Consider the following 21,215-nt stretch of genomic DNA (forward strand, 5'->3'; position numbering starts at 1 on the left):
GCCGGTGGTCGCCGCGTTCGCCGCCGTCGCCCTGCTCGGCGGGGCCAGCGCCGCGGCCGCCGCCGACTGGCTGCAGATCTTCCGGACCGAGCGGGTCGCCCCGGTCACGCTCACCCAGGCCGACCTGGTCGCCCTGCCCGACCTGGACGCGTACGGCAAGGTCGAGATCACCCAGGAGGTGAAGGTCCGTCCGGTCGCCGACGCCGACGCCGCGGAGAAGGCCTCGGGGCTCGCCGTCCCGCGGGTGCGCGAGCTGCCCCGCGGGGTGACGGGACAACCGGCGTACCAGGTCGGCGGCCGGGTCAACGCGGTGTTCACCTTCTCCGCCGACAAGGCCGCCCGGACCGCCGCCGCGGCGGGCCGGACCCTGCCACCGCCGCCCGCGGGGCTCGACGGCAGCCAGTTCCGGTTGAGCGCCGGACCGGGGGTCGCCGAGGTCTGGTCGGAGGCGCGGGGCGTACCGGCGCTGGTCGTGGCCCGGGTCGTCGCACCCACCGCCTACTCCGCGGGGATCCCGTTCCGGACGGCAGTGGACTACCTGCTGTCGCTGCCCGGCCTGCCCGAGAACGTCAAGGCGCAGCTGCGCGGCTACACCGGCGACGCGACGACGTTGCCGCTGCCGGTGAACTCGCAGTACCTGACCAGCTCGGCCACCGACGTCGGGGGCACGCCGGCCACGGTGCTGGCCTCCCGGGACGGGCTGATCACGGCCGTGGTCTGGGTCAAGGACGGCGTCGTCACCGCGGTGGCCGGCTCGCTGAGCGCCGACGAGGTCGTCTCGGTGGCCCGCGGGCTGGGACAGCGGTGACCACCGAGCCCGCGGTCACCGCCGAGCGGGTGCTCGCCGACCTGCCGCCCACACCGGCGGTGTGGTGCTCCGGCCTGCGCAAGCGCTACCGCAAGCAGACCGCGGTCGACGACGTGTCCTTCACCGTGGGCCGCGGTGAGGTGCTCGGCCTGCTGGGACCCAACGGCGCCGGCAAGACCAGCGTCATCAAGATCCTGCTGGGCCTGGTCCGGCCGGACGCGGGGGAGGTGCTGCTGCTGGGCCGCCCGGGTACGGACCCGCAGGCCCGCGCCCGCGTCGGCTACCTGCCGGAGCTCTTCCGCTACCAGCCCTGGCTCAGCGCCGCCGAGGTCCTCGCCCTGCACGTGCGACTCGCCGGGGCCGCGGTGCCGGTGGCGGAACAACGCGAGAGCCTCGGGCTGGTCGGTCTGGCCGACCGCGCCGGGGACCGGGTCGGTGGCTTCTCCAAGGGCATGCAGCAGCGTCTCGGGCTGGCCGTCGCGCTCGTGGCCCGCCCCGAGCTGGTCCTGCTCGACGAGCCGACCAGCGCGCTGGACCCGATCGGCCGGGCCGACGTGCGGGACCTGCTGCTCTCCCTCAAGGAACGCCGGGTGGCCGTGCTGCTCAACTCGCATCTCATCGGCGAGGTGGAGCGGGTCTGCGACCGGGTCGTCATCCTCGACAAGGGCCGGGTGGCGGCCTCCGGCACGCTCGCCGAGCTGCTCGGTCAGCGCGAGCTCCGGTTGCGGCTGGACGACGTCAGCGCCCGGGCCGAGGCTCGCCTGGCCGCCGCCGGGCACCTGACCCGCAGCGGCGACTCGTACACGGTCACGCTGCCGGACGACCAGAGCGTCACGATGGTGCCCGACCTGGTGGCGGATCTGGTCCACCTCGGCGTCCGCGTGCACGCCGTCGAACCGGCCCGGATCAGCCTGGAGGAACGACTGCTCGGCATCCTGCGCGCCGGCACCGGGGAGGACCACCGATGATCGCCCGTACCGTCCTGACCCTGGCCGTCCTCACCCTCCAGGAAGCCCTGCGCCGGCGGGTGCTGCGCTCGCTCGTCGTGATGACGATCGTGCTGCTGTCGCTGAGCGCCTGGGGTTTCTACCGGCTGGACTCGGAGTTCGGCACGCTCACCACCGGGGAGGCCCGGATCGCCGCCTCCACGGTGCTCAACCTCGTGATGTTCGGCCTGAGCCTGATCGCCGCGCTCGGTACCGCGTTCCTGGCCGGGCCCACCCTGGCCGGGGAGATCGAGTCCGGGATCGCGCTGGCCGTCATGACCCGGCCGGTACGCCGCTCGGCCGTCCTGCTCGGCAAGTGGCTGGGCCTGGTCGCCTTCGGCAGCGGCTTCGTGGTCGTGGCCGGCCTCGGGCAGCTCCTCATCGTCCGGCTCACGGTGGGCTACTGGCCACCGCAACCGGCCACCGGGCTGGCGCTGCTGGCCGCGCAGACCACCGTGCTGCTGACCCTGGGCCTGCTGCTGTCCACCGTCATCTCCCCGATGGCGTCGGGCATCGTGACGGTCGGTCTCTTCGGCGCCACCTGGATCGCCGGCGTGGTGGGCATGGTCGGCGAGGCCTTCGGCAACAAGGGCATGGCCGGCGTCGGCACGGTGTCGCGGATGCTGCTGCCGACCGACGGCCTGTGGCGCGGGGCGATGCACGCGTTCCAGCACCCGGCCCTGTCGCAGTTCCCGGCCTTCGAGGACTCGCCGTTCCTGAGCGTGGCCCCGCTCACCACCACCTATCTGACCTGGGCAGCCCTGTGGGTGGCGGTCGTCCTCGGCCTGTCCGCCCTGGCCTTCCAGCGCCGCGACCTGTGAGCGGCGCTGGAAGGCCGGCTCAGGGCTGGGTCACGATCCAGTCGTCGAGGTTGAAGTCGGTCCGGATGAACTTCTGCTCCACCAGGAACTGCTTGGTCCCCTTGAGCAGCGCCAGCCCTTCGGGGGTGAAGGGTTCCGCCGGCCACTGGTCGGCGTGGGTGGAGGCCTCCACGATTTTCGGCGGGAAGCCGTTGATGCTCACCGTGTAGGCCAGGAAGCCCGGCCAGTCCGCCTTGGCCTTGGTGGTGGCGTCGCGCTGGGCCTGCTGCCACGCGGACACGATGCCCGGCCTCTCCTTGAGGAACTTCGCGGTGACCACTGTGGAGCTGGTGCCCAGGTACTGCCGGTGGTCCTTGGACGCCAGCGTGATCAGCGGGTAGCCCTTGGCCTTCAACGCCTCCACGTTGGCGATCGGTACGGCCGCGGCGTCCACGTCCCCGCGTTCCAGCGCCGCCTCGACGTCCGCGCTGTAGATGTGGATGATCTCGGCCGGCTTGACGCCCGCGTCACCGAGCGCGCCGAGCAGGTAGCGGTGGATGTACGAGCCGGTCTGCACCGCCACCTTCTTGCCGGCCAGCCCGGCGAGCGAGGTCGGGCCGCCGGACTTCTTGGCCAGGATGCCGGCGTCCAGGTTGATCTGGGACTGGGCGATCAGCCGGGTGGGCTGCTCGGCCCCCCGGGCCACCAGGGCCGGGGTGTCGCCGTACGTGGCCAGGTCGAGCTCGCCGGCGGCCAGGGCCTGATTGAGGTCGGGACCGTTCGGGAACGTCACTACCTTGACCCCGGTGACGCCGAGCGACGACAGCGCCGGAACCAGGCCGTTCTTGCTGTTGAGGTAGCCGACCGGGCCGGACAGCTTGTTGCCGTTGCCGATCGCGCCGATGCGCAGGGTGAAGGTGTCGCCGGGGCCGGCCGCCTCGGACGGCTCGCCACCGCAGCCGGCCAGCGCCAGCAGCGCTGCGGTGGCGACGGCTAGCAGGGTTCTCGTACGCATCGGTCATTCTCCTTGAGCGGGTACGGGAGCGGGTACGGGGGTGATCCGGGCGCGGCCCAGTTCGGGGCCGACGGCGGTCCGGGCGCCGGGCTTGCGGCCGCGGCCCCAGCCGAGCTCCTTGCGATAGCTGCCGAGCAGGCCGGTCTCCGTGACGTGGTCCTCGTCGCGCAGCGGTGAGTCCGGTGGCGCGGGGTGGGTGAGCGGGGCGACGAACAGGGCGTCGGCCGGGCAGTGCGCCTCGCACATGAAGCACGTCTGGCAGTCGCTCTGCCGGGCGATGACCGGTACGCCGTCGGCGCCGCGGTCGAAGACGTCGGTCGGGCACACCGCGATGCACACGTCGCAGGTGACGCACCGGCCGGCCGAGACGACCTCGATCATGACGCCACCGCCAGTTCCGGGCGCGGGGCGAGCAGCGACTCGGGACGGACCCAGACCTCGTCCAGGCCGCCGACGGTGAGCCGGCGGTGCTGGGCCGGATCGAGGTCCGGGAACTCCTGGCGCCGGGCCATGCCGCGGCTCTCGGTCCGGGCCAGCGCGCTGGTGTACATCCACCGGGCGTGGGCGACCATCGCCGCGGCTTGCCGGAGCCGGGGTGTGCCGGCCGGGTCGGCGCTCGCACCCGCCCGCAGTCGCTGCCACAGCTCGTCCAGTTCGGTCAGTGCGGGCCGCAACCGGTCGCCGTGCCGCAGGTAGTTCTTGTCGTACGGGTGCACCTGCCGGCGCAGCACGTCCTGCGCCTCGGCCCACGGGTCGCCGTCGAACCGCTGCCCGGCGGTGGGCCGGACCGCGACGCCGCCGGCCCCGGTGAGGCGCCGCTTGACCGCCGAGCCGCCCAGCGCCGCGGCGAAACGGGCCGCGCCGCCGCCGGCCCAGGTGCCCGAGGACATCGCCCACGCCGAGTTGTGGCTGCCGCCGCCGGTGAAGCCACCGCAGATCAGCTCGCGGGTGGCGGCGTCGCCGGCGGCGTACAGGCCGGGAACGCTGGTGGCGCAGTCGTCGTCGACGATCTGGATGCCGCCGGTGCCGCGGACGGTGCCCTCCAGCAACAGGGTGACGGGAAACTTGTCGGTGAACGGGTCGATGCCGAGCCGGTCGAAGGTGAGGAAGAAGTTCGGCTGGCCCGAGCGCATGAGGGCCTGCTGCTCCGGCGTCGCGTGGTCGATCTGGCACAGCACCGTGCCGGTGCGCAGCAGCTCCCGGGCGATCACCGAGCGCCCGCCCTGGCTGCCGGCCCCGGCCAGCGGGGTGCCGTCGCCGTGGAAGAACGTGGCGAAGCCGTAGTAGGCCGTCTTGGTCACCGAGGTGAAGGCCGGGGCGATGGCGTACGAGTTGGAGAACTCCATGCCGGACATCGCCGCTCCGGCCTCGGCGGCGTAGAGGGCACCGTCCCCGGTGGCGACGTCGCAGCCCAGCGCCTTGGACAGAAAGGCGCAGCCGCCGGTGGCCAGCACCACCGCGGAGGCGCGGACCCGGTAATCGGTGTGGTGCTGGCGGCGGTGGCCGCGTACCCCGGCGACCGTGCCCGTGGGGTCGACCAGCAGCTCGGTGACCGGGCTGTGGTCCAGGATCCGCACTCCGGCCCGCTTGATCCAGGACCGCATCCGGCGCATGTACTCCGGCCCCTGCAGCCCGCGTTTGTGCGCGACGCCGTCGACCACGGGGAACGGATAGCGTGCCTCGGCCTCCAGGCGGTTCATGTTCTCGAAGGTCTGGTCCAGGACGCGGGCCATCCAGCGGCGGTCCTGCAGATGGCCGCCGAGTGCTTCACGGCTGGCCATCGCCTTCTCGCGGGCGGCGGGTTCGGGCTGGACGTACCAGACGCCGGTGCCGCCGGACGCGGTCGGGCCGGAGGTCCCGCAGTAGCCCTTGTCGAGCAGCAGGACGTCGGCCCCGGCCGCGGCGGCGGTCAGCGCCGCCCAGGTGCCGGCGGGGCCGCCGCCGACGATCACGACGTCGGCGGTCAGGTCGAGGGCGGTCGTGGTCATGGCTTCTCCTCGGGTACGGATTCGTCGGTCGGCAGGTCGGCGTTGACCCCGAGGGCACGCAGCAGGGCGCGGCGCAGGGTGAGCAGCCGCGGGTTGTCGAGGGTCCGCGGGCGGGGCACGTCGACGAGGAACTCCTCGGCGATGCGCCCGTCGCGCAGGACCAGCGCCCGGTCGGCGAGCAGCAGCGCCTCCTCGACGTCGTGGGTGACGAGCAGGACGGCCGGCCGGTGCTCGGTCCACAGCTTGGCCACCAGGGCCTGGGCCTTGATCCGGGTGAGCGCGTCGAGGGCCCCGAACGGTTCGTCGAGCAACAGCAGGTCGGGGGTACGCACCAGGGCCCGGGCCAGGGCGACCCGCTGGGACTCGCCGCCGGACAGGGTCCGCGGCCAGGCGTCGGCCCGCGCGGCCAGCCCGACCTCGGTGAGCGCGTGCAGCGCGCGGCCGCGCCGATCGGACCCGCGGACGCCGAGGGTGACGTTGCGCCACACCCTGCTCCACGGCATGAGCCGGTGCTCCTGGAAGACGATGGCGCGCCGGTCGGGCACCCGGAACTGCCCGGTGGCCCCGCGGTCGAGCCCGGCCACGGCCCGCAGCAGGGTGCTCTTGCCGGAGCCGCTGGCCCCGAGCAGGGCGACGAACTCGCCGGGGGCGATGTCGAGGTCGGCGCCGGCGAGCACGACCCGGCCGTCGAAGGCCCGGCGCGCCCCGCGGACGCGGACGGCGGCGGTCCCGGTGTCGAGGGTGGCAGTGGTGGTGGCGGTCATGCTCACTCTCCCGCGAAGCCGCGGCGCCAGGCCAGCGCGCGGTGCTCGATGAGGCGGACGAACAGGTCGGTGGCCAGCCCCAGCAGGGCGTAGATGACCAGAACCACGAAGATCACATCGGTCCGCAGGAACTCGCGGGCGTCGTTCATGAGGAACCCGACCCCGGCCGTGGTGGCGGTCTGCTCGGCGACCACCAGGCTGAGCCAGCCCAGCCCGAGGGCCTGGCGCAGTCCGACCAGGATCTGCGGGAGCGCGCCGGGCAGGATCAGGCCCAGCCGGCCCACCCCGCAGGACCGGGCGGACTCGACCAGGCGCTCGTCGACGCCGCGGATGCCGTGCAGCACGTTGAGGTAGAGCGGGAAGATCGGCCCGATGGCGATCAGCGCGATCTTCGACGTCTCACCGATGCCGAACCAGATGATGAAGATCGGTACGAGCGCCAGGTGCGGCAGCATCCGCAGCGACTGCAGAGGCCCGTCGACGAGATCCTCGGCCAGCCGCAGCAGTCCGGCGGCGAGCCCCAGCAGCAGGCCGGCGCTGAGGCCGATGGTCAGTCCTTTGGCGACCCGGGCGAGCGAGACGCCGAGGTGGTGGGCCAGTTCGCCACTGGCGATCAGCTCGCGGGCGGCGCTGATGACGTCGGCCGGTGACGGGGTCGTGGTGCCGAGCCACCCGGCGCCCGCACCGACCTGCCACAGAATCAGCACGGTGAGCAGGCCGGTGGCCTTGCGGGCGGGCGTGAGCCGGTGGGCGAGGCGGCGCCGGCGGGCCGGTGCCGCCGGTGCGTCGTCCGGCTGGTCGGTGCGGACCGGCCCGGCGGCGATGCCGGTGCGGTCGAGGACGGATGAGGACATGGCGACTCCTTCGCGCCACACGCGGGCGGATGGCGCCCGGGTGGGTCGTCGACGGGGATCGTGCGGAGTGGACCCGGCGGTTCACGCCGGGGTGAGGGCGGTGCGGCCGGTCGACCGGCGGTGGTCAGCTCCGGCGGCAGCGGCCGCGGGAGGACGTCCAGTCGCGGCAGCAACCTCGCGACACTGCGAGTGCGGTGCCGGCGAGGCGGATCCCCGGGCTGGTCATGCTCCGATCCTTAGTCCTCAAATCCTATATGTCAACTAGGGTTTTGGTCCGTGGGACCGGAACGGCCGTGGCCCGCCCCCGGACGTGCGGAGGCGGGCCACGATGGAGGTGCGTACCGGACGGTCAGCGGCGGGCGACGAGTCCCTCGAGGCGGTCGATCGCGGCGCCCACCTCGGTGGTGAGGCCGGCCACGGTGGCGGCCTGCTCGGTGGTCATCAGCTCGGCGTCGGCGGTGGTGTGGTCGATGTCGGTGATGGTGGCGCTCATCGTCGTCATGATCTCGACCACGGCGGTGACGTGGTCGTTGAGCTCGCCGAGCGTCGCGGTGATCGTCTCGGTGGATTCGGCGGTGGTGGCGGCCAGCGTCTTGACCTCGTTGGCCACCACGGCGAAGCCGCGGCCGGCGACCCCGGCCCGGGCCGCCTCGATGGTGGCGTTCAGGGCGAGCAGGTTGGTCTGGCGTGCGATGCCGCCGATGAACCGCGCGACCTCGTCCACCTTCTGCAGGCTCTCGTGCAGCGTTCCGACGGCCCGGCTGGCTTCGCTGTTGTTGCTCAGCAGGTGACTCGCGGCCGACCGGGCGTCGCGTACCCGGTCGTCGATCTGGCCCGCCGCCGCCCCGACCGAGCCGGCCCGGACGGAGACGTCCGCCAGTTGCTGCGCGACCAGGGAGGAGGTCTCGGTGACCAGCTGCCGGGCCTGCTCCCGGGTCTCCCGTTCGGCGGCGGTCTGCCGCTCGTGGGTCTCCTGCAGTTCCCGCTGCCGCTGCTCCTGTTCGGACAGCAGCAACCGGTCACGGCTGCTGATCGTGTCCAGCATGGCGTCGATGGCCCGGCCCAGCGCGGCGATGTCGTCGTCGCCGGTCGCGCCGATCCGCAGGTCGTGGTCGCCGGACGCGACGATCTGCTCGGTCGTGCGGCGCAACGGGCGTACCCGTCGGCGGACCGCCCGCCGGGTCGAGACGGTCATCAGCACGACGAGCAGCAGCGTGGCCGCGGCGATGAGGACGAACAGCTTACCGGCGGTGCTGGTCGCGGCGGCGTGGATGGGGCGGTCGCGGACGGACTCCAGGATTACGGTCTGCCCGTCCACGGTGGTGATGCTCGCGGTGAGGGCGATGCTGCCGGCGTTCAGCACGCTCGTGCGTACCTCGACGGGGCCGAGCAGGCTGGTCACCGTCGGCTGGGCCACGCCGTCGTCGCGGCGCCGGGCTACGACCTCGGTGGTCAGGTCGATGTCGGCGCTGAGCGTCCGGAGCCGTTCGGGGGAGAGCCGCTGGAGCAGGACGAGACCACCGGACGGGGTGCCCTCGCCGCTGCTCGGGTATGCCGCCACCCCGCAGTAGAGGTACATCGCATCGGCGGAGACGACACCGCAGCGGGCGGCACCCGGCTTGCCGGCCGGGTCGTAGAGCCGCCTCAGCAGGGCGGGTTCGGTCAGCTGCGGAGCCGGGGCCGCGAAGACGGCCGCGTCGCTGAGATATCCGCCCGCGATCAGCTCACCGGTGGGTGAGACACCCAGCAGGCCGTCGAGGTCGCTCACCGCGTGCGTCGCGTCCGGCGGGAAGTCCTCGGCGAAACCGGCCCGGTCCGCGTCCTGGAGATCCTGGTAGCTGTCGTCCCAGACGCCGTTGGTCGCCCCGAACGCGGTGAGCAGCCGGGCCTGACCGTCCAGGCCGATCCGGATCCGGTCGGCGTCCTGGGCCACCTGCCGCGCCTCCAGCGCGTCGAACGCACCGGTGGTGACCTGCTGCAACACCAGGAAACCCAGACCACAGCCGACCAGGGCGCCCAGCACGGGCCCGAAAAGTCTCACCTTTGCGCGCATACGAGACTGGTCGGCCTGAAGGCCGCGGAGATGAGTGTGACGGTGCCGACAGGGCCGTACCTGTCCTAGAATGTCCGTATCGCCTCACGCCCGAAAGCTCGCCTGCTCGGTAGCGGGCCGCGCGCCGCCGCCCTGCAGGTCGCGGCGCTGTTCGCGCTCTCCGGGCTGCTCGCGCTGGTCGGCATCGCCAACGACACCCGCCGGGCCGGCGATCTGCTGATCATCGCGGCGGCGGACCTGGCCCTGGCCGCGGTGATCACGCCGCTGCCCTGGCACCGCTGGCGGCCGGGGGCGCCCGCGCTGCTCGCCCTGCCCGCCTTCGCCGTCCTCGGCTTCTCGACGTGGGCGTTCGGGGGCATGGCCGCCGGTACCGGCCCGTTCCTGGTGCTCATCTTCGCGTGGGCGGCGCTGCATTACCCGCGCCGGCTGCTGCTCGCGCTCGTCGGGCCGGCGCTGGTGGCGTACGTGGCCCCGCTGATCCTCACCGGCCAGCCGCCGGCCATCCTCGGCTCGGCGGCGGTACTGCTGCCCGTCGCCCTGGGCATCGCCTTCCTGATCGAGGCCCAGGCCCGTCATCTGCGCGAGGACCGGGCCCGGATCGCCCAGATCGAACGCTGGCGGGCGGCGCTGGTGGCCGCGCTCGCCCACGACGTGCGCTCGCCGCTGACCACTGTGCAGATGGTCCTGGAGGAACTGCGCGACGAACCCGGCGACAGTGCCGGCGACCTGATCGAGAGGGCACTGCGGCAGGTCGCCCGGATCACCCACCTCACCGCCGGGCTGCTCGACCTCGACCGGATCGACTCGCAGGGCCGGCTCAACCTCGACCTCCGGCCCTGGCCGGTCCGCGAGGTGGTGTCCGCGGCCGTCGCGCACCTGGGCCGCGACGACGTCGTGGTCGACGTCGACCCCGCGCTGGTGCTGGCCATGGACCGGGACCGGTTCGAGCAGATCGTGGTCAACCTGGTCGGCAACGGCCTGCGCCACGGCCGGCCACCGGTGGTGGTCCGGGTGACCGAGAGCGGCGGCACCGCGACGCTGGCGGTCCGCGACCACGGTCCGGGCGTACCCGAAGCGGCGCAGCCCCGGCTCTTCACCCGCTTCGGCAGCGAGAGCCCCGGCAGCATCGGCCTGGGTCTGTGGATCGTCGCCCAGCTCGCGCAGGCCCACGGCGGCGAGGCCCACTACGAGCCGGCCGGCCGCGGCGCCCGGATGGTCGTCACCTGGCCGGTGCGTCACATCGTGTGTACGCCGGACGCGAGCGGGTAGCTTGCGAAGCGCCCGGGTCACGCACCCCGGACCGGACGACTGGAGATGTGCCGATGGTGCTCGACCCGGAGTGGCTCATCTCCACCTTCGGCCTGATCGGCATCCTGGGGGTCGTCTTCGCCGAATCGGGCCTGCTGATCGGCTTCTTCCTGCCGGGCGACTCGCTGCTGTTCACCGCCGGCCTGCTCATCGCCGGCGGCACCTACCTGCACCTGCCGTTGTGGCTGATGTGCGCGCTGGTGTCGCTGGCCGCGGTGGCGGGCGACCAGACCGGCTACGCCTTCGGCCGCCGGTTCGGGCCGGCGCTGTTCCGGCGGCCCGACTCCCGGCTGTTCAAGCAGGAGAACCTGGCCCGGGCCCGGGACTTCTTCCGGCGGTACGGGGCCCGCTCGATCGTGCTGGCCCGCTTCGTGCCGATCGTGCGCACCTTCACGCCGGTGGTGGCCGGTGCGAGCCACATGCGGTACCGCACGTTCCTGACCTTCAACGTCATCGGCGGGACGCTGTGGGGCTGCGGCGTGACGACGCTGGGCTACTTCCTGGGCCAGATCGCGTTCGTCCGCGACAACATCGAGTTCATCCTGATCGGCATCGTCGTGGTCTCGGTGGTCCCGGTCGCCGTGGAACTGCTGCGCGCCCGCCGCCGCGGCCGCCGCCCGCAGGCCGAGCCGAGCTGATCCGGGGACGCCGTCAGCGCTGCGCCGGCTGGAACAGCTCGACGAGGTTGCCGGCCGGGTCGGTGAGCAGGATCTGCCGGCCGCCCGGGCCGCTGACCAGGTCGCTGCGGAACGGCACCCCGGTGCCGCGCAGCCGGCTGATCTCGGCGTCCAGGTCCTCGACGACCAGGTGGATGCGGTTGCGTCCGGCGGCGGCCGCGTCCTCGGGGGTGGCGCGGGCGCCCGAGCTGGCCGGGCCGGACAGCAGCAGCCGCAGCGGCCCGCGGACGACGTCGGCGAAGGCGGGCGCCGCGCTGGTCTTCACGGTGAAGCCCAGCTGGGTGGTGTAGAAGTCGACGGCCCGCTGGACGTCGTCGACGAGGTAGCGGACGCTGGCGTACTGCTCGGGTGCGGTCACGGCTGAGCTCCTTCGGTCCGGGTGGCGGTCAGCACAGGCAGCAGGTGCCTGATACGGGTGTCGAGGGCGGCCGCGGTGTGCGCGAAGGCGTGCCGGGGGTCGCCGGAGGTGGCGGGGTCGGGGATGCTCCAGTGCATCCGCCGGGGGTGGCCGGGGAAGTCCGGGCAGGCCTCGCGGGCCTTGTCGCACACGCTGATCACGTAGTCGAACCGGTGGCCGGTCAACGTGTCGAAGTGCCGGGGGCGGCGGTCGCCGAGGTCGATGCCGAAGTCGCGGCGCAGCACCCGTACGGCATCGGGGTGCAGCTCGGCCCGGGGCCGGATGCCGGCGCTGGCCACCTCGATCCGGCCACCGGTGCGGTGCCGCAGCAGGGCCTCGGCGATCGGTGAGCGGGCGCTGTTGCCCGTGCAGACGAAGAGCACGCCGCCGCCGGTGGGCAGCTCGGGCGCGGACTGCTGCCGCAGCGCCGGGTGCAGAGCGGCGGCGGCGCCGGAGAGCGCGGCCGCGCAGCGGTCGAGGTCGAGGTGGTAGTAGCTGTCGCGGCCGTCGAAGCTGCTGCGGGAGGCGGTGACCAGGCCGCCGTCGCGCAGCAGCCGCAGGTGGTAGGAGACCAGGTTCTGCGGCTCGCCGACCAGGTCGACGAGCTCGCGGACCCGGTGGTCGCTGCCGGCCAGGGCGGCCAGCAGCCGCCAGCGCAGCGGATGGGCGGCCAGCCGCACGAACGCCGGAGGATCCTGACTCTTCGATCCCACGATCAGCAGATTACATCAAATCACTTTGATGGAGTAGCCCGCGAGAGCAGCTGGTGCAGCTCGCGCAGCAGGGTCTCCGTCTCGAACGGCTTGCGGATCAGCGGCGCGTCCTCGGGCAGTTCGTGCCCGCCCGGGGTGGGGCCGTTGGTGTAGCCCGACATGAACAGCACCGGCAGGTCCGGGCGGGTCTGGCGGAGCTCGGCGGCCAGCCGGGTGCCGGACATGCCCGGCATGATGATGTCGGTCAGCAGCGCGTCGACCACGAAGGACTCGTTGACGCACATCTTCAGCGCCTGCTGCGGGTCGCCGGCCGCGTGCACCTGGTAGCCCGCCTTGACCAGGGTCCGGCAGACGATGTCGCGGACGGCGTCCTCGTCCTCGACCACCAGGATCCACTCGCCGCTGCCGGCGGCCCGGGTGCCGGCGACGCTGGTGCTCTCCGGCGCGGGCGTGGAACTGGCCGGCAGGCAGACGCGCAACGTGGTGCCGACGCCCGGCCGGGACTCGAGGCTGATCGTGCCACCCGCCTCGGTCACCGTCCCGTACGCCGTGGACAGGCCGAGGCCGGTGCCCTGACCGCGGCCCTTGGTGGTGTAGAACGGCTCGAACGCGCGGGCCGCCACCTCCGGCGTCATGCCGCAGCCGGTGTCGGTGATGGTCAGGTTGACCGTGGGCACCTCGGCGCCGTACGCGACCCCCGTGACGATGCTCAGCTTGCCGCCCGCCGGCATCGCCGCGCGCGAGTTCACCAGCGCGTTCATCAGGACCTGTTCGAGTTTGCTGCGGTCCATGGTGACCGCCGGCAGTCCCCGGGCCAGGCTCGTGCTGACCTCGATGTCCTCACCCAGGGTGCGGCTCAGCAGCCGCTGCATGTCGGTGACGACGGCGTTGACGTCCAGGACCTCCGGCTGCGACGGCTCCAGCCGGCTGAAGATCAGCAGCTGGCGGGTGAGCCCGCTGCCGCGTACGGCGGCCTGTTTGATGCCGTCCAGGTCGGCCCGGCCGGGGTGTTCCGCCGCCAGTTCCTCGTTGAGCATGTCGGCGTACCCGGCGATCACGGCCAGCAGGTTGTTGAAGTCGTGGGCGATGCCGCCGGCCAGCTGGCCCAGCGAGTCGAGACGTTCCGCCTGGCGCAGCTGCCGTTCGAGTTCCGCGCGTCCTTGCTCGGCGGTGACCCGGTCGGTGATGTCGCGCAGGATGCCCTCCACCGCCACCGGCCGGCCCTCATCGTCGAGGATGGCGACGGCCCGCTGCTCGGTCCACACGACCTCGCCCGAGGACCGGTGCCAGCGCACGGTCAGGGTGCCCGGATGCGGCGAGCGCCAGGACTGCTCGATGACCGGCCGGTCCTCCGGCTCGATGATCCGGAAGATCAGTCCCGGGTCGGCGTAGAACTGCTCGGGCGTGTACCCGGTGACCGACTCCACGGCCGGGCTGAGGTACTCCATCGCCGGCTCCGGGACGCCGCGGTAGCGGAAGATGATGTCCTGCGCGTGCTCGGCCAGCAGGCGGAACCGTTCCTCGCTGTCGCGCAGTGCCGCCTCGGCCCGGCGTCGCTGCCGCCGGTCGCCGGCCTCCCGCAGTTCCCGCTGCACGGCGGGGCCGAGCCGGGAGAGCCGGTCCTTGAGCACGAAGTCGCGTACCCCGGCACGCATCAGCGCCGCGGCCATCTCCTCGCCCATCTGGCCGGACACCAGGATGAACGGGATGTCCGCGTCGCAGGCGCGGATCTGTTCCAGTGCGTCCTCGGCCCGGAAGCCGGGCATGTTGTAGTCGGAGATGACGACGTCGGGAACCTGCTCGTCCAGGGCGGCGGCGACGCCGGCCGCGCTGTCGGCGCGCGCGTGGGTGACCGCCAGCCCGGCCTTCTTGAGCTGCCGGACGATCAGCAGGGCGTCGTCCGGGCTGTCGTCGATGACGAGGACGTGGATGTCGTCCATGGCCGTCAGCCGTTCCGGGCCGGCGGCGCGGGCTGGTTGACCAGCAGCCAGTAGACGCCCAGCACGTTGGCCGCGTCGACGAACTCCTCGAACACGACCGGCTTGCGGACGAAGCTGTTGGCGCCGAGGCGGTAGCTCTCCACGATGTCGCGTTCCTCGTTCGATGTGGTGAGCACGACCACCGGCAGGGATCGGGTCCGGTCGTCGTCGCGGATCGCCCGCAGCACCTCCAGGCCGTCGACCTTGGGCAGCTTGATGTCGAGCAGGATCAGCGCCGGGCGCAGCGGCTGGCCGTCGTCGGGCAGCAGCAGCCGCAGGGCCTGCTCGCCGTCACTGGCCACGACGATCTCGTTGCGGATGTGGTTCTTGGCGAACGCGCGGATGGTGAACAGCACGTCGTCGGGGTTGTCCTCGACCAGCAGGATCGGGCCGTCGCTCATCACAGCCCCCAGTCCGCGGGCGCCGGGGTGAGGCTGAACCGGAAAGTGGCCCCCGCGCCCGGGGCGGACTCGGCGCGGATCTGACCGCCGTGGCGGGTGACGATGCGGTGCACGATGGCCAGCCCGATCCCGGTGCCCTCGAAGTCGGTGGCCGAGTGCAGCCGCTGGAACGGGTCGAAGAGCTTGTGGGCGAAGCGCATGTCGAAGCCGGCGCCGTTGTCCCGCACCGAGAAGACGTCGACGCCGTCGTGCTGCTCCTGGGCCAGCCGGATGGCCGCGTCCGGCCTGTGCACGGTGAACTTCCACGCGTTGCCGATCAGGTTCTGCAGGATCAGCCGGATCAGGTGCGGGTCGCCCTGGGCGACGAGGCCGTCCGGGACGACGACGTCGACGCTGCGCTCCGGCTCACGACCGCGCAGCTCGGCCACCACCTCACCGGCCAGTGCCGTGATGTCGGTGTGCTCGCGGCGCAGCTCGACCCGGGTGGCCCGGGAGAGGTTGAGCAGGTCGTCGATCATCTGCGCCATCCGGGCCACGTTGGCCTGGATCCGGCCCAGGTACTGGCGGGCCTCGGCCTCCAGGGACTCGCTGTGGTCCTCGATCAGGATCTGGCTGAACCCCTCCACCGACCGCAGCGGCGCGCGCAGGTCGTGCGACACCGAGTACGCGAACGCGTCCAGCTCGCGCGTCGAGGCCTCCAGCTCCGCCGTGCGTTCCCGGACGCGCAGCTCCAGCTCGTCGTTGAGCCGGCGTACCTCCTCCTCGGCGTTCTTGCGCTCGGTGATGTCGGTGGAGATGCCGCAGACCGCGTACGAGTGGCCGGCCGCGTCGGTGAGGGGGAACTTGACCGTGACGTAGGTCCGCAGGCCGTCGTCGCCGGGCGCCTGCTCCTCCATCTGCACCGGGTAGCCCCGCGCGAACGCCCGCAGATCGTTGGCGCGGAAGTCGTCGGCGATGTCCTGCGGGAACAGGTCGTGGTCGGTCAGCCCGACGATGTCCTCCCGGCGCAGCTTGAACAGCCGCTCGTACTCCCGGTTGACCAGCAGGTAACGGCCGTCGGCGTCCCGCATGTAGATGACGGCCGAGGTGTGGTCGATGAGGGCCATCAGTTGTTCGTGGCCCACCGTCATGAGCTTCCGGCTGGCTCGAGCCTGCACCGCCCACCCCCACGTACTGGCGGATGACCCGGTCACCCCGGCACCCTCAGGCCGCCACGGTCACGGCGACCGCTGCCGTCCCAGAGGGTGACCGTACCGCGCCGGTGGTGGTGTTTGCGGTGGTTTCGCCGGTCAGCACCCGCCGGAGCGGGGACAGCACGTGCTCGCGGCGGGCCCGGGTCAGCCGTTCCAGGAACGTCTCGGTCATGCCGGTGGTGCCGGACCGGTTGGACACCAGCCGCTGGTCGCCCCGGCCCGCCAGATCACGCTGGGTCTGCGGCTTGAACAGGAACTTCTTGCTCAGCATCAGGTGCGCTCCGGCCGCTCGGGCGTGCGCGTGGAGCAGCGCGTACCAGTCGGCCAGGGCCGGCGCGCGGCTGACCAGCCGGCCCAGGTCGCCGGGGTCGGCCGTCGCCAGCGCGTCCGCGTCCACCTCCAGCGCCGTCAGCAGCCGCTGCGGCAGCGTCGGCTGGACCATCAACGCCTCGAGCGCGGTGCGTTCCTCGGCCAGCAGCGCCGGGAAGAGCCGGCGCACGTGCCGGGCGTAGTCGGGCAGCGCGATGCCCAGCAGGAAGTCCCGCTTGAGGGCCTCGGGGTCGAGGGCCCCGCTGGGCGGGATGTCGTCCGGCAACCAGTGCACGGCGAACTGGCGGAACACGTCCATGAAGTGCTCGGCCGGCATGCTCTGATCGGCGGGCAGCGCCGCGAACGTGAGGAAGAGGTGCCGCATGGCCTCCAGCAGGGTGGCCGAGGTCCGCAATCGCAGAACGGCGTCCTCCGAGTCGAGCCGGCAATCCGCGCCGGCCAACGGCTCCAGCAGGTTGTTGATCGCGAGCTCGAGCGCCTCGCTGCGCTTGACCAGGGCGAAGAAGCGTTCCTCGGCCGGGGTGCCGGTGTAGCTGCGGATCCGGCCGTCGTCGAACACGCCGGGCAGAGTCGCCAGCACCTCGTCACCCAGGCAGACCTGGACCGTCCCGACGTTCCAGCGCACCAGTGACGCATAGCTGTCGCGGTGGTAGTGGCCGGTCCCCGTGTGGTCGGCCAGCGCCGTGAAGTACGCGGGGAAGGGGACCGCCGCGTCGCCGGCGCTCAGCCCGTCGAATGCGCGCTGCGGTTCCTCCTTGCCGCCCGGCGTACGTTCCTGGAAGTGCCGCGCCACCGAGGCGCCCACGAATCCGAGATGCACGAGCAGACGCTGGGCCTCGAGCCGGTCCAGCCGTTCCGGGCAGGGCAACCCGGGCAGCACGTCGCGGCCTAGTGCGTCGATCAGCACGCCCGGCGGTGCCTCGTCGGCCAGGATCGCCCGGTTGAGGCGGGGAAGCTCGTCCAATATCCAGGTGCCGACCCGCTCCAGCTCCATCGTGATCCCCTTCGCGAACCCCCGAGGCCGCCCGCCGTCACCGATCCGAAGGTTTCCCGGGAGGCGGCGGTTCAACCCATTCTCCGTATAACGGGCATATCAACTGTAGATCAATGGGGATCGCAATACCCGCTACCGGTTGGGGGTACGCGCGGTGCGCGGAGCATGGGCCGGACGGCCGGTTCTGCGCATCGCCGCAGCGTGCGACATTGTCGCGCGGGCCGGTGGGGAGCGCCGCGCCCGGGACGACGCGGAGGAACTCATGGACGACGCGCTGCTGGCCTACGACGCCGGCCGTGTCGACGCGCTGGCCGGGCACCGGGATGCCGCCAGGGCCAAGGACCCGGAGACCGGGCCTGACTACCGGAGGGGCTTCCTCGACGGGCGCATCGAGATCTTCCGGATGTTCGCCGGCGTCCGCGAGATCCTCGACGAGAGCTGACCACCGCCGCCGGCGGACGGCGGTGGTCGGTGCCCGTCAGGCGGGCATCGGGGCGTCCCGGCAGACTGTCCCGGCCGGCGGGACGACCAGCCGCAGCAGGTACTCGTACATGTGGGCCTCGGCGCAGGCGCTCTTGCGGCGGGCGGTGTGACCCTCGCCGTCCCAGGTGAGCAGGTGGCCGTTGGCCAGGAGGTGCGCGAGGGCGACCGAATCCGCGTACGGGGTGTCCGGATCACCGGTGTTGCCGACCACCAGGATCGGTGCCGACCCAGGCGCACGGTACGAGCCGGTGTAGCGGCTGTGCCGGGCGGCGGGCCACTGCAGGCAGGCGGGTGCATGCGTCTGGTCGTACGCGGGCGGGCCGTACGCCATGCCCGGCGCGGTGAGCGGGAAGTCCGCCGCGGCCCGGGCCAGCCGGGTCCGCAACTGGGGCAGGCTTCGCGGGTACACCCGGTCGGCGCACTCGACGGCGACGTTCACCGCGTTGAAGGCCGTGTCGGACTGGCTGATGGCGTACAGCAGCGGGCCGGTGCGGGACTCCGCCAGCTGCAGGTTGGTCCCCAGCGTGGCCCAGTAGCGGGTACCGCTGTTCAGCCGGTACGTCAGCTCGGACAGCATCGTCGCGCCGTTGACGCTGACCGCTCCGGTGGCGTCGCGCACCGGGTCCGCGTCGAGCGAGTCGAGCACGGCGTGGACCTTCGCCGCCAGTCCGGTGGCCGTCGGGGCCGGGACGCCCGCCGCGAACGGGCACTGGGCCGGGTTCGCCGCGCACCAGCCGAGGAAGCGGTACATCGCCTCCTCGGTGGAGCGGTACTGGCCGTAGTCGTACTCGTACGGGTCCTCGGCGTACTTGCGCGGGTCGTAGCCGGAGTCCAGCACCAGGGCGCGGGTGCGGTGCGGGAACATGTCGGCGTAGACCGTGCCGACGTACGACGCGTACGAGCCGCCGAAGAACGTGAGCTTCTCGTCGCCGACCGCCGCCCGCAACAGGTCCAGATCGCGGGCCTGCGACTCGGTGCCGATGTACGGCAGCAGCCCGCCGGAATGCGCCTGGCACGCGGCGTTCCACTCCCGGGCGAGCCGCACAGCCGTACCGAAGGAGTCCGGAGCGGGCCGGCTCTTCGCCTGCGCCCACTGCGCCCGGTACGCCGGCCCGTCGAGGCACGTGACCGGCTGGCTGCGGTGCACGCCGCGGGGATCGAAGCCGACGATGTCGAACCGGTCGCGGATCTCCGGCGCCGACGAGGTCGCGAACGACTCCACCCAGTCCCACCCGGAGCTGCCCGGACCGCCGGCGTAGAGGAACAACGTGCCGATCCGGGTGGCCGGGACGGCAGCCGGCCAGCGCCGCAATTGAAGAGTGAGCTGCGGCCCGTCCGGACGGTGGTGGTCGACCGGCACCTGGGCCGGGCTGCACTGGAAGCCGCCGCCGCAGTCACTCCAGTCGAGCGCCGGCACCGCCACGCCCGGCAACCCGCCCGGCGGTGACCCGGCGATGGGAGCAACGGGTGCGGCGTCGGCCGCGCCCGCGGCGAGCAGCATCAGGGCCGAGGCCGCGGCCAGGGACGACAGCAGGGAACCGGGCAATCTCATGGCCCGAAGTTAGGAGCCCGGCGTCCCCGTCCTGGGCGGAACCGCCCCGGCGTCACACGAAATGAGCACCGGCAGCAGGTGCTGGCGCACCAGTTCCAGGGCAGGTCGCCAGTCCGGGGGCAGCTCGTCCCGAGCCGGCGGGCCGGCGTCGAAGCGAGGATCGCCGGTCGTGACGACCACGGCGTCCGACAGGACCAGGACGTGCTGCCCGGCCCAGCCGCCGGCCAGCGACAGGCCGTCGCCGGCCCAGATCCCGAACCCGTACGGCAGCTCCTCGGGTGGCCCGCCCGGCGTCTGGGCGGTGGTCATCGCGGCGCCGAAACCCGGATCGACCAGCGGCTGACCACCGGCCCGCCAGAGCTCCCCGAGCCGGCCCAGGGACTCGGCCGACAGGCGCAGATGCGCGAAGCCGTAACTGACACCGTCCGGGTCGGCCGGCCAGGACGCGTCGATGATGCCCAGCGGCGCGAACAGCTCGGTGGCGGCGTACTCGCCGACCGGGCGGCCGAGCACCCGGGCCAGTCCGGCCGACAGCAGGTGGGCGGCGCCGTTGTCGTACCGGAAGACCTGCCCCGGCGGATCGACGCGCGGGGCGGAGGCGATCCGGGCGACCTGCCCGCCCGGCAGGGCGGTGACCGCGTCGATGTCCCACGGTCCGTCCACGGCGGCGCCGCGGGTCATCGTCAGCAGCTGCCGCCAGCTCTGCCCGTGCGCCGGCGTGTCCCGCAGCGCGGGCAGCACGGCATGCAGCGGCTCGTCCAGGGCCGGCAGCAGCCCGCGGCGGGCGGCGATCCCGGCCACCGTCGCGACGACGGTCTTGGTCACCGAGAAGACGTCGGCCACGGCCGGACCGCGGTAGTGCACGTCGAAGACCGGGTCACCGGCGACGAGCACCCGGAGATGGCTGGTGTGGGCGTAGCGGGGGTCCGTGCCGACCACGTCGCCGATACGGCGGCAGGCGGCGCGGACCGCGGCAAGATCCGGCATCCGGCGATGGTCCCAGCGCCGCGGCGCCGCCGCACCCGGGTTTCCCGCCGCGCCCCGCCTTCTCGCCGCGACCGCGGAATCCTGCCGCTTCGTCCCCAGGCCGGATCAGCTCCTCGGAGCACCGGATCTGTCCGAACGTGCAGACTCGCGCGGGCCGAGCCGGACATGCCGAGATATCCGACAAAACGTGCATAGCGTCCTGGTCATGACGATGAAGCGGGTACTGGTCGTGGCCGGGGCGGCGGTCCTCGCCCTGACGGGCTGCACCGGGCAGCCCACGCCGCCGGACCGCGCGGCAGCTCCGGAACCCGCCGCGACCCAGGCGCTCGTGCCCCGCCGCGCATCGATGGGTGACCGCCCGGCTCCGGTCCCGGAGCGGGGCAGCACCACCGGGGCGACGCCGACGGCGGTCACCACGGTGACGGTGCCGCCGGTCGCGGCTCCACCGGCACCGCCGGTCGCCGGCCGGGCCCGCCGGCCCGCGCAGGTGCAGCGGGACATCCCGTCGGCCCCACCGCTGACGGACGTCACCGCGGACGGTGACGTCGACGCCGAGGATGACGTGGACGTGGACCCGCCCGCCGGCGACGACACGGCCGCCGGCACCGATCCTGGGCGCTCGGACGAACTGGACGGCCGCTCACGCTGCACTCGATCGGACCGCCACCGTCGCCCCGGCCACCGTGCCGGCCGCTGGCGCTGCCGCTGAACGGGATGCCGGCTGATGCCGGGCGGGTCGCTGGCGGTGTGGCTGAACGGGATGCCGGCTGATGCCGGGCGGGTCGCTGGCGGTGTGGCTGAACGGGATGCCGGCTGATGCCGGGCGGGTCGCTGGCGGTGCCGCTGAACGGGATGCCGGCTGATGCCGGGCGGGTCGCTGGCGGTGTGGCTGAACGGGATGCCGGCTGATGCCGGGCGGGTCGCTGGCGGTGT

The 21,215-nt window shown here is 73.0% G+C and carries 21 protein-coding genes; 7 read left to right on the forward strand and 14 right to left on the reverse strand.

Going from position 1 to position 21,215, the window contains the following annotated elements; translation table 11 throughout:
• From ACWEOZ_RS42200 to ACWEOZ_RS42210, 3 genes are all read left to right on the forward strand, one after another.
• On the forward strand, positions 1-808 hold an 808-nt coding region (locus ACWEOZ_RS42200), incomplete at its 5' end, for a hypothetical protein (RefSeq protein ID WP_451916296.1).
• Positions 805-1,776: an ABC transporter ATP-binding protein gene (locus ACWEOZ_RS42205; protein WP_451916297.1), complete on the forward strand. Its 972-nt coding sequence runs from the start codon at positions 805-807 to the stop codon at positions 1,774-1,776. The genes ACWEOZ_RS42200 and ACWEOZ_RS42205, both read left to right, overlap by 4 nt.
• Positions 1,773-2,615, forward strand: coding sequence for an ABC transporter permease (locus ACWEOZ_RS42210; protein WP_451916298.1), 843 nt, complete (start codon positions 1,773-1,775; stop codon positions 2,613-2,615). The genes ACWEOZ_RS42205 and ACWEOZ_RS42210 overlap by 4 nt, the downstream gene beginning before the upstream one ends.
• 19 nt (positions 2,616-2,634) lie before the next feature.
• Here the strand turns inward: ACWEOZ_RS42210 and ACWEOZ_RS42215 are convergent, their stop codons facing one another.
• From ACWEOZ_RS42215 to ACWEOZ_RS42240, 6 genes are all read right to left on the reverse strand, one after another.
• Positions 2,635-3,609 carry an ABC transporter substrate-binding protein gene (locus ACWEOZ_RS42215; protein WP_451916299.1) on the reverse strand — a complete coding sequence of 325 codons (975 nt, stop codon included), beginning with the start codon at positions 3,607-3,609 and terminating at the stop codon, positions 2,635-2,637.
• Positions 3,610-3,612: 3 nt separating this feature from the next.
• Complete coding sequence (locus tag ACWEOZ_RS42220) at positions 3,613-3,990, reverse strand: 4Fe-4S dicluster domain-containing protein (protein ID WP_451916300.1); 378 nt, start codon at positions 3,988-3,990, stop codon at positions 3,613-3,615.
• Positions 3,987-5,597, reverse strand: coding sequence for an FAD-dependent oxidoreductase (locus ACWEOZ_RS42225; protein WP_451916301.1), 1,611 nt, complete (start codon positions 5,595-5,597; stop codon positions 3,987-3,989). The genes ACWEOZ_RS42220 and ACWEOZ_RS42225 overlap by 4 nt, the downstream gene beginning before the upstream one ends.
• Complete coding sequence (locus ACWEOZ_RS42230) at positions 5,594-6,361, reverse strand: ABC transporter ATP-binding protein (protein WP_451916302.1); 768 nt, start codon at positions 6,359-6,361, stop codon at positions 5,594-5,596. Before ACWEOZ_RS42230 ends, ACWEOZ_RS42225 begins: the two co-directional genes overlap by 4 nt.
• A 2-nt stretch (positions 6,362-6,363) precedes the next feature.
• The gene (locus ACWEOZ_RS42235; protein WP_451916303.1) at positions 6,364-7,215 is read right to left on the reverse strand and encodes an ABC transporter permease; all 852 of its coding nucleotides are present in this window, start codon (positions 7,213-7,215) and stop codon (positions 6,364-6,366) included.
• 349 nt (positions 7,216-7,564) lie between these two features.
• A complete protein-coding gene (locus ACWEOZ_RS42240) occupies positions 7,565-9,256 on the reverse strand; it encodes a methyl-accepting chemotaxis protein (protein WP_451916304.1) in 1,692 nt (563 codons plus the stop codon).
• 264 nt (positions 9,257-9,520) lie between these two features.
• On the opposite strand from ACWEOZ_RS42240, the gene ACWEOZ_RS42245 reads away from it, so the two are divergent.
• Entirely contained in the window at positions 9,521-10,537 is a 1,017-nt protein-coding gene (locus tag ACWEOZ_RS42245; RefSeq protein ID WP_451916305.1) for a sensor histidine kinase, read from the forward strand.
• A 53-nt stretch (positions 10,538-10,590) separates the two neighbouring features.
• Positions 10,591-11,214, forward strand: coding sequence for a DedA family protein (locus tag ACWEOZ_RS42250; RefSeq protein WP_451916306.1), 624 nt, complete (start codon positions 10,591-10,593; stop codon positions 11,212-11,214).
• Positions 11,215-11,227: 13 nt separating this feature from the next.
• On the opposite strand, the gene ACWEOZ_RS42255 is transcribed toward ACWEOZ_RS42250, so the two are convergent.
• From ACWEOZ_RS42255 to ACWEOZ_RS42280, 6 genes are all read right to left on the reverse strand, one after another.
• On the reverse strand, positions 11,228-11,611 hold the full coding sequence (locus ACWEOZ_RS42255) for a VOC family protein (RefSeq protein ID WP_451916307.1): 384 nt from the start codon (positions 11,609-11,611) through the stop codon (positions 11,228-11,230).
• A complete protein-coding gene (locus ACWEOZ_RS42260; RefSeq protein WP_451916308.1) occupies positions 11,608-12,363 on the reverse strand; it encodes an arsenate reductase/protein-tyrosine-phosphatase family protein in 756 nt (251 codons plus the stop codon). The genes ACWEOZ_RS42255 and ACWEOZ_RS42260 overlap by 4 nt, the downstream gene beginning before the upstream one ends.
• 20 nt (positions 12,364-12,383) lie before the next feature.
• Positions 12,384-14,303, reverse strand: a complete 1,920-nt coding sequence (locus ACWEOZ_RS42265; RefSeq protein ID WP_451916309.1) for a response regulator — start codon at positions 14,301-14,303, stop codon at positions 12,384-12,386.
• A 5-nt stretch (positions 14,304-14,308) separates the two neighbouring features.
• Positions 14,309-14,743: a response regulator gene (locus tag ACWEOZ_RS42270; protein WP_451916310.1), complete on the reverse strand. Its 435-nt coding sequence runs from the start codon at positions 14,741-14,743 to the stop codon at positions 14,309-14,311.
• On the reverse strand, positions 14,743-15,873 hold the full coding sequence (locus ACWEOZ_RS42275) for a sensor histidine kinase (protein ID WP_451916311.1): 1,131 nt from the start codon (positions 15,871-15,873) through the stop codon (positions 14,743-14,745). Before ACWEOZ_RS42275 ends, ACWEOZ_RS42270 begins: the two co-directional genes overlap by 1 nt.
• 73 nt (positions 15,874-15,946) lie before the next feature.
• Positions 15,947-17,260 (reverse strand): hypothetical protein, encoded by a 1,314-nt coding sequence (locus ACWEOZ_RS42280; RefSeq protein ID WP_451916312.1) that lies wholly within the window; start codon positions 17,258-17,260, stop codon positions 15,947-15,949.
• Positions 17,261-17,414: 154 nt separating this feature from the next.
• On the opposite strand from ACWEOZ_RS42280, the gene ACWEOZ_RS42285 reads away from it, so the two are divergent.
• On the forward strand, positions 17,415-17,702 hold the full coding sequence (locus tag ACWEOZ_RS42285; protein WP_451916313.1) for a hypothetical protein: 288 nt from the start codon (positions 17,415-17,417) through the stop codon (positions 17,700-17,702).
• A gap of 36 nt (positions 17,703-17,738) precedes the next feature.
• On the opposite strand, the gene ACWEOZ_RS42290 is transcribed toward ACWEOZ_RS42285, so the two are convergent.
• Together ACWEOZ_RS42290 and ACWEOZ_RS42295 are read right to left on the reverse strand one after the other, a co-directional pair.
• Positions 17,739-19,295: an alpha/beta fold hydrolase gene (locus ACWEOZ_RS42290; RefSeq protein WP_451916314.1), complete on the reverse strand. Its 1,557-nt coding sequence runs from the start codon at positions 19,293-19,295 to the stop codon at positions 17,739-17,741.
• Positions 19,296-19,304: 9 nt separating this feature from the next.
• Positions 19,305-20,282, reverse strand: a complete 978-nt coding sequence (locus tag ACWEOZ_RS42295) for a serine hydrolase domain-containing protein (RefSeq protein WP_451916315.1) — start codon at positions 20,280-20,282, stop codon at positions 19,305-19,307.
• 205 nt (positions 20,283-20,487) lie between these two features.
• Between ACWEOZ_RS42295 and ACWEOZ_RS42300 the strand changes: the two genes are divergently transcribed.
• Positions 20,488-20,991 (forward strand): hypothetical protein, encoded by a 504-nt coding sequence (locus ACWEOZ_RS42300; protein ID WP_451916316.1) that lies wholly within the window; start codon positions 20,488-20,490, stop codon positions 20,989-20,991.
• Positions 20,992-21,215 lie beyond the last annotated feature (224 nt).

The organism is Actinoplanes sp. NPDC004185 (assembly GCF_053603475.1).